This window comes from Janthinobacterium algoris (assembly GCF_051380935.1).
Taxonomy (GTDB): domain Bacteria; phylum Pseudomonadota; class Gammaproteobacteria; order Burkholderiales; family Burkholderiaceae_D; genus Janthinobacterium.
Genome location: NZ_JBNYXZ010000037.1, coordinates 2,894 through 10,634, shown reverse-complemented (window position 1 = coordinate 10,634; position 7,741 = coordinate 2,894). Strand labels below are relative to the sequence as shown.

Sequence of the window (7,741 nt, the reverse complement as noted above, 5' to 3'; positions counted from 1 at the left end):
ATATTCTTCAAAGAAACTGAAGTTACAGCCAACTTGGCCTTGAACGGCGCCAAGTTGACCGGCGAGGCGGCCACCACGGCGGCGTCGACCGGCCTGGCCGCAACCGAGGCCAGTGCCTGGGGCATCACGGCCGTGGTGAAGGCCTTGGCCTCGCTGCCATTTCCGCTGAACCTGGCGGCAGGCGCCGCGACGTTGGCGGCAGTGGTAGCCATCGGCGCCAAGATGTTGGGTGGGGTGGGCGGTGGCAGTGTCAGCACCGCGGAACAGCGCCAAGCTGCAAACGGTACCGGCTCAGTGCTGGGCGACTCGTCCGCGAAATCGGAATCCATCGCGCACAGCCTGGCCATCATGGAGAAAAACTCCGGCCTGGGCCTGGCGCACACCATTTCTATGGATTCGTCGCTGAGGAAGATGGTGTCCGGCATTGGCAATTTGTCCAGCCTGCTGGCGCGCTCCGGCGTCGTTGCCGAAGGTGGCGGCGCAGCTGCTGGCGTGCAAACCGGTACGAAGGTGCTTGGTGGAACCCTGGGCACTGTTACCGGCGCGGTAGCCGGCGGTGTCGGCGGTGCTGCACTCGGAACGTATCTGGGGATGGGCATGGCGGCCATTGGTGGTCCGCTTGGCCTTGCCATTGGCGCAGTGCTTGGATCCGTGCTCGGAGGTGTCGTGTCGAAGTTGTTCGGTACATCGACATCAATCAAGGACCAAGGCATTACCGGAAAAGCCATGTCATTGGGGAATGTCGATGCACTAGGCTTCACGGCCCAGGCCTATGCCGATGTCAACACGAAGAAAAAGGCATTCGGTATCACCTATAAGGACAAGGACAGCACACGAACCGCCGCGCTATCGGGGGAAATGAATAACCAGTTCACCATGATCATCAGCAGCATGGGGCAGACCATCCGCAATGCTGCCGATGCGTTGGGCATGGGCGGTGCAGCATTCAACGCTCGGCTTAATTCGTTTGTAATCGATCTGGGCAAGATCAGCTTGAAGGGCCTGTCCGGCGAAGAGCAGCAGAAAGCGCTGGAAACGGCGTTCTCCAAGCTCGGAGACGACATGGCCAAGTTTGGCGTGGCTGGCCTGCAGGAATATCAGGCCGTGGGCGAGGGTTACCTGGAAACGCTGGTGCGTGTCACCAACGACTACATGCAGGTGTCCGACGTGCTGGCTGTGCTGGGCAAGTCCTTCAATACCACAGGCCTGGGCGCTGTGGCGCTGAGCGAAAGCCTGATCGCGGCGGCCGGCGGCCTTGACAAGCTGACCAGCGGTACCGGCTTCTTCGTCGAAAATTTCTTGACCGAAGCCGAGCGCATGGCGCCGATCAGCAAGTCGGTGCGCAGCGCCATGGCGGCGATGGGGCAATCCGGCGTGACGACGAGCGAGCAATTCAAGGCGCTGGTGCTGGCGCAGGATTTGAACACAGCAGCAGGCCAGGCCATGTATGCGCAGCTGATCGCCATCGCCGAGCCATTCAAGAAAGCAGCAGATTACGCAGCCGAGCTGGCGGCGGCAACTGGCGACTTTGCCGCAGTGGCAAAAACAGCCAGCGAGATCGCCAGCGAGCGTCTCGACCTACAGCAGCAGCTCAACGAATTGACGAAAAGCGAAACGGAACTGCTGACAATCCAGCGCTCCGGCATTGCCGCCGTCAACCGCGCGCTGTTCGACCAGGTGCAGGCCGCCAAAGCGGTGGTCTCGGCCAAGGACGCACTGGGCAAGGCCTACGACAGAGAGGCGGCAGCGGCCCAGACGGCGCTGGATAAATCGAAGTCGTGGGTGACCACGCTCAACGGCCTGAACGCCAGCATGGCACTGGGCGCCCAGTCGACGCTGACACCTGAGCAAAAGTACGCCGAAGCGCGCGCCCAGTTCGAGAAAACCCTGGCGGCGGCCAATGCCGGCGACACGACGGCGCAGTCCGGTCTGTCGGCTGCCGAGCAGGCCTTCCTGACGGCTTCCCAGGTGGTCAATGCGTCGGACGCCCGCTACGCAGCAGATTACGCCCGCGTGCTGGCTGCCAACAACGAGGCGCTGAAATGGGCCTCGGCCCAGGTCGATGTGCAGCAGGCCAGCCTGGATGCCCTCAAGGCACAGGTGTCAGGCCTGATCACCATCAACGACAGCGTGCTGACGGTGGCGCAAGCCATCGCCAACCTGCATGCGGCGATGGGAACGGCTAGCGGGCTGGGTGTGGCATTTACCAATGCGCCAGCCGTTGCTGCGCCAGTCGCTTTTTCTAGCGCCCCGGCACCAGTGGTTTTTGACGCCATGCGCTATTCGGCTGGCTCGAATGTTGGTTCCGACGCATTGGTCGCTGAAATCCGCGCCTTGAACGCCCGGCTGGATGCCCAAACAGTCGAGATCAAGGGCTTGCGCGCCGATCAGGCCAAGCAGACCGGCGCCACCATCCAGGCCACCGTTGAATCGAACGACAAAGCGGCCCAGACGGTCGTGGCTGGTGTCGATAAATCCGCCAAGGCATCTGCCTGGGCGAAAAAAGTGGAGTATTCCGAATGACTGATGCGCAATTTTTGGCGTGGTTGCAAAGCTCGTCGGCCACCCGCATGGTGCTGATTGAGGTGCAGGTGAATGTGGCGGGCGTCGAAGTGACGCGGTTTATCTCGTCCTGGCCGTATGTCACCGGCCCGGCCGACTTCCCGCCCAACGTCGAGTACTTGCCGCTGGCCACTGGCGGCCTGGCCTTCACCGAGCAGGTCAGCCTGACCGGCGAGGCTGGCCTATCGGGCGGCGATATCGAGCTCGACAACGGCGATGGCGCGCTCGATGGCTGGCTCGCCGACGTCTGGCGCAACCGGCCCATCAAGGCATGGGCCGGTGATCCAGCATGGCCGCGCAGCGACTTCCGCCTGATTTTTGACGGCATCGTCGCCGATATCGGCAGTTCCGCGCGCGAATCGATCAACCTGTCGCTACGCGACAAGCTGCAGCGCCTGGATACCCCGATCACCGAGGCGAAGCTGGGTGGCGTCTCGCCAAACAAGGATGCAACCCTGCCGATCCCATTCGGCGAGTGCCACAACGTCACGCCGCTGCTGACCAATCCCGCCACGCTGGAGTATGGCTTCCTGGGTGCCGTCGAGTCGAGTTTCGAGGTACGCACCAACGGCAAGCCGATTGCCGTGGCTTTGAATGACCAGGCGGGGCGCTTCAACCTGACCACCGATCCGTTTTCCACCACGATCACGGTCAGCGTGCAGGGCGACAAGGGCGGCGGCTATGCGCCGCGCATCGCGCCGCTGGTGCAACGCATCGCCACCGCCTATGGCAAGGCATCGGATCGTTTCACCCTCGCCGACCTCGATCTTGACAACCTGTCCGCCTTCGATGCCGCCCACCCGCAGCTGGTGGGCCTGTACGTCGCGGACCGGACGAACCAGGCGCAAGCCATCCAGCAACTGGCGGCCAGCGTAGGCGCCCAGGCGCTGATGTCACGCACCGGCCAGCTGCGCCTGGTGCAGATCGCATTGCCGGCCGTCGGCGTGCCGGTGCCGATTGGCCCGGAAAAAATGCGCGTGGACTCGCTTCGCGTCGTGCAGCGCTTGCCGGTAGTGGCGGCCGTCAAAATTGCGTTCGACCGCAATTACACGGTGCAGGCCAGCCTGACCACGAGCATCCCGCCGGCGCATGCCGACCTGTATGCAACGGAATGGCTGACGGAAACCGCTGTCGATGCCGCGGTAAAGGCGCGTTACCGGCTGACGGACGACCCGCCGCAAATCGACACTTGCCTCAAAACCAACGCAGACGCGCAAGCGGAAGCTCAGCGGCGCCTTGCCCTGAACAAGGTGCAGCGCACGATTTATGAATTTGACGGAGAGCCTGAGATGATGATGTTGGAACTGGGGCAGCCCGTGCTGCTGCGCGATGACCGCTTCGGCCTGCAGGCCGGCGTGTCTGGTGTGGTGGTGCTGCTGTCGCACCAATGGCTGGCTGGGCGCGTGACGGTGGGAGTGCTGGTATGACGGCCATCGGCGGCGCCCGTGACAAGCTGCTGCAGGCCACGGCGGAGCGCTTCAGCACGACGGCAGACGGCAAGGCGATTCTGCTGGCTGGCAGCACGCCAGTGTTTCGTGTGAACAGTGCCGGCGCCGGCGCTCCTGGCTCGATTGCCATTACTGCCAAGCCGGTGAACGTGGTGGGCGATATCGTATTTTCGGTCTCTGCCGGTACGCAGCTGACCGTCAACGGCAACGTGGCCACGGTCGATTTTGCCACCATGACCACCGACACCGCCCTGGTGCAGGCGCGCATCCGCGAATTCGGCGTCGATTACGTCGGCAACTACATGATCAGCAAGGTCTTCGACGGCGTTGCCGGTGAGACGGGCCTGGCCGGCTTGAACACAGGCCAGGCCTTCGCCTACAAGCGCGCGGCGGCAGCACCTGCTGATTCGCCGGGTGACGTGATCTTTACCTTCGCCATGGCCGCCATCACGACGCCGGCCGGTAACGACTTGGCCAACGGCTGGTCGAAGAATATTCCGGCCGGCACGGCGCCGCTGTACGTGCGCGTGGCTGCCGCCAGTTCGCGCAATGCCACGGACAATATCGCCGCCAATGAGTGGGCGGGGGCTGTGCAACTGGCCAAGGACGGCACTGATGGCTTGAACGTGGCGCCCGTGCGCATCTACCAGCGTGGCGCCACCAATATTGCGCCAGCGCTGCCGAGCGCGGCATGCACGCTCACCTTTGCCACGGGCGCACTGGTGGGCCTGAACAACGGCTGGTCGGCTCAGGTGCCGACAGCTGGCGGCGCCTATCTGTTCACCTCGGGTGCAACAGCGGCTGCACGCACTGCCACCGACGATATCCAGCCTGGAGAATGGGCCGCTGCTGCGCGCCTGGCTGCCGATGGCGCCACTGGCCAACGCGGCACCGTCACCGTGACGGCGCCCGGCTATTCCACCTGGTCGGATGCTTCGGCCGTGTACGAGCTGGGGCGTGCAGGCTACGGCGCGCCGATCAACCGCGACGTGGTGACGCTCTACGACGCTACGCAAGCGGTGACGAAGTATTTTGATAACGGCGCATGGCTGGTACTGGGCACGGTGCTGAATGGGAATTTGCTGGTGGATGGATCGGTGGCGGCGAAATCGCTGGCAGTAGACAAACTATCTGCGCTTTCAGCCAATCTGGGAAATGTAACAGCGGGCGACCTGTACGGCGCGACGCTGCACGGCGGTGCTGGCTATCCCGGAAATGCCTATGGCTGGCCGAGTAACGGCGGCATTGGCTTTCACCTGAGCGAGCGAGGCCTGCTGCTTGGCAACCCTGCAACTGGCGGCTACGTTGAGTTGGGCAGCGGTGGATATGTGGCAATGCCTGGATTGTTGATAGAAAACGGCAATGCCTCCTTTTCAGGAAAGCTGTCAGGCGCCAAGGGAACCTTCGAGGGTGAATTGAGGGCGGCAACGGGCACGTTCGGTTTGATTCGCAGTGCCACGAGTGGCCAGCGGACGGAATACGACAGCAACGGTATCCGCATTTACAACGCTGCAGGCAATTTAATTGTCAGATTGGGAGTGTGGTGACAATGCCTTGTGGATTGCAGCTATGGAAAGTGACAGATGGCCCGCGCACTGAAATGGATGGCAATAGCATACGGATGCGCGAAGCATCTGACGAATTGAACGGCACCGAGTTGTGCGTACGTTTTGGGAGGTGGTAATGCCGGTTGGTCTTCAAGTATTTAGAGCAGATGGGTCTATTCAACTGGACACAAATACACAGCTTTGTCGTATTGTGGGTAGTCGTCTGCTCACACATGCAGATTTACAGAGTACAGCCTCTGGTAGTGGCGGGGCATATCGAGATTACTTTATTCAATTTACTGTACCTACTATTCCCACCAATATTGGACGGCAATGGAATTTTGTCTCCACTGCTAGAAATATCGGGGAATTGATGGATTGGGGTGCCCCAACCCTGACAGTGACAGGAAACACCTTCCGTTATGACTATGGAACAATGACTTCAACTCCGCAAGTCAATAATATTTATATTCGTTGGGGAGCATATTAATGACAGCAGGACTTCAGGTTTATCGTGATGATGGGGTGGTACTGCAAATCGACGAATCTTTTATTAACCTGCAATTTATACGAAAAGGAATCATCCAGCTTAACGCTAAGAACCCTACCAATTTAGGTACGAATTGGATGTACAACACACTAACTGTATCTAGCTTAACGGCAATTGTGGCAATTCGTTGTCCTTACCCTGTTTACACTAATGTAAGCGCTGTAAATAATGGATCGGTGACTTACGAATATTTTGTAAACAATGCAGCAGGTGCCACTTTAGAATACTGGATATACGATACTGCCAGTACTACATTAGGCAGCACAGCAGGATTCCAAGTTTTTGATGCCAGTGGTGTGTTAATTTTTGATTCGTCTTTTCAGTACGCTACGTATTTAAATAACTTTACGGGTACTATGCCTGATGCTGCAATCTGGACTACAAATGAGCAAATGGATACAGGAAGGACATTCACATACTCAGGGAAGCAAGTAGCAGTGGCACAAACAGGTTCTACGTGTTGGGTAAATTTTGTGTACTTAATCTCGGAAAACCCAAATGGTGGATATGATTACTACGCTACCACGGCTGTTCCTTGTGCATGGACTCCCAACGCAGAAACTGTGGCTTTTAAGACAAATTTATGGGTTAATTCCTTATACGGTGCTGGAGCACCACCAAGTAATTTTAGCCCCTACGGTTTTTTGATTTTCGACGTAACCGGAACGTAAAGCAAAATTATAATAGTTGTGCCTGCCTAGTTTGAATCGTGCCTCATCTTCCGTAGTCCATGGTTGATCGGCGCATCCGGATGTCAATTGCAACAAGCACCAAATAGAAATTTTTTCATAATTTCCAGTGAAATTGAGTGTCAGTTGGTGGCGCTGCCAGTGTCAATTCCAATGTCGCCATATATCACTATTAACGCCAAGGATTATTAAGCAGAATGGTGAATCTACGAATAATTTCCGACAACGCCGCTGACCGCGCGGTGCTGACCGCATCGAGTCAGGCCGGTGCGCTTGGCCCGGCCAACCTGCAGCGCGATGCCAAGTCAGCGGTGCTGCGCGCCGTCGGCACTGCGCAAACCATCACTGCTACTTGGCCAACACAGGAGTCCATTGCCTGCGTGGCGCTGATCTTCACCAACATGACCAGCAGCGCTCGCATGCGCGTTCGCTGCTACGCCCAGCCAGGCGACGCCGTACCGGTGCTCGATACAGGCAGCATCTTCCCATGCCCGGCTGCCGTGCATGGCTCCTATCCCTGGGGCGTGCTGCCGCTGGGTTGGAACGCTTACAAGTGGGGTGGTGCGAACACTTGGGCGCGTGGCGGCGGAGCCGATGGCGTCGTCTGGTTCGCGCCCGTGCGCGTGCGACGCCTGGTGATCGAGGTGTCGGCGCCGCAAAGTCCGGAGGGCTACCTGGAGATATCGCGGCTGGTGGTGGGCAATTACTGGTCGCCGGAACACAACGCCGAGTACGGCGCTCAGCTGCAGCTGCAGGATGCCAGCGAAGATTACCGCACGGGCGCTGGTGACCTCAAGACACAGATTCGCCCGACCAGCGACAAGCTGAGCATCAACCTGGTGCACCTGACGCCAACGGACCGCGCACGCTTCATGCGCATCCTGCGCGAGAACGGCAAAGACCGGGGCATGTTGTTCAGCTTGTTCCCGGAAAACCCGGACCCAC

5 protein-coding genes and 1 pseudogene are annotated in these 7,741 nt (G+C 59.4%); all 6 read left to right on the top strand.

Annotated features, from left to right (window positions below; translation table 11 throughout):
* Positions 1-2,523, top strand: a pseudogene (locus tag ACQ4W7_RS28965) (hypothetical protein); the annotation flags it as partial.
* Positions 2,520-3,989, top strand: a complete 1,470-nt coding sequence (locus ACQ4W7_RS28960; protein WP_436535169.1) for a hypothetical protein — start codon at positions 2,520-2,522, stop codon at positions 3,987-3,989. The pseudogene ACQ4W7_RS28965 and the gene ACQ4W7_RS28960, both read left to right, overlap by 4 nt.
* Positions 3,986-5,557 (top strand): hypothetical protein, encoded by a 1,572-nt coding sequence (locus ACQ4W7_RS28955; protein WP_436535167.1) that lies wholly within the window; start codon positions 3,986-3,988, stop codon positions 5,555-5,557. Before ACQ4W7_RS28960 ends, ACQ4W7_RS28955 begins: the two co-directional genes overlap by 4 nt.
* A 136-nt stretch (positions 5,558-5,693) precedes the next feature.
* Complete coding sequence (locus ACQ4W7_RS28950) at positions 5,694-6,047, top strand: hypothetical protein (RefSeq protein WP_436535165.1); 354 nt, start codon at positions 5,694-5,696, stop codon at positions 6,045-6,047.
* A complete protein-coding gene (locus ACQ4W7_RS28945; RefSeq protein WP_436535163.1) occupies positions 6,047-6,778 on the top strand; it encodes a hypothetical protein in 732 nt (243 codons plus the stop codon). The genes ACQ4W7_RS28950 and ACQ4W7_RS28945 overlap by 1 nt, the downstream gene beginning before the upstream one ends.
* Positions 6,779-6,996: 218 nt before the next feature.
* Positions 6,997-7,741 (top strand): hypothetical protein (locus ACQ4W7_RS28940; protein ID WP_436535161.1); only part of this gene is annotated, 745 nt, incomplete at its 3' end.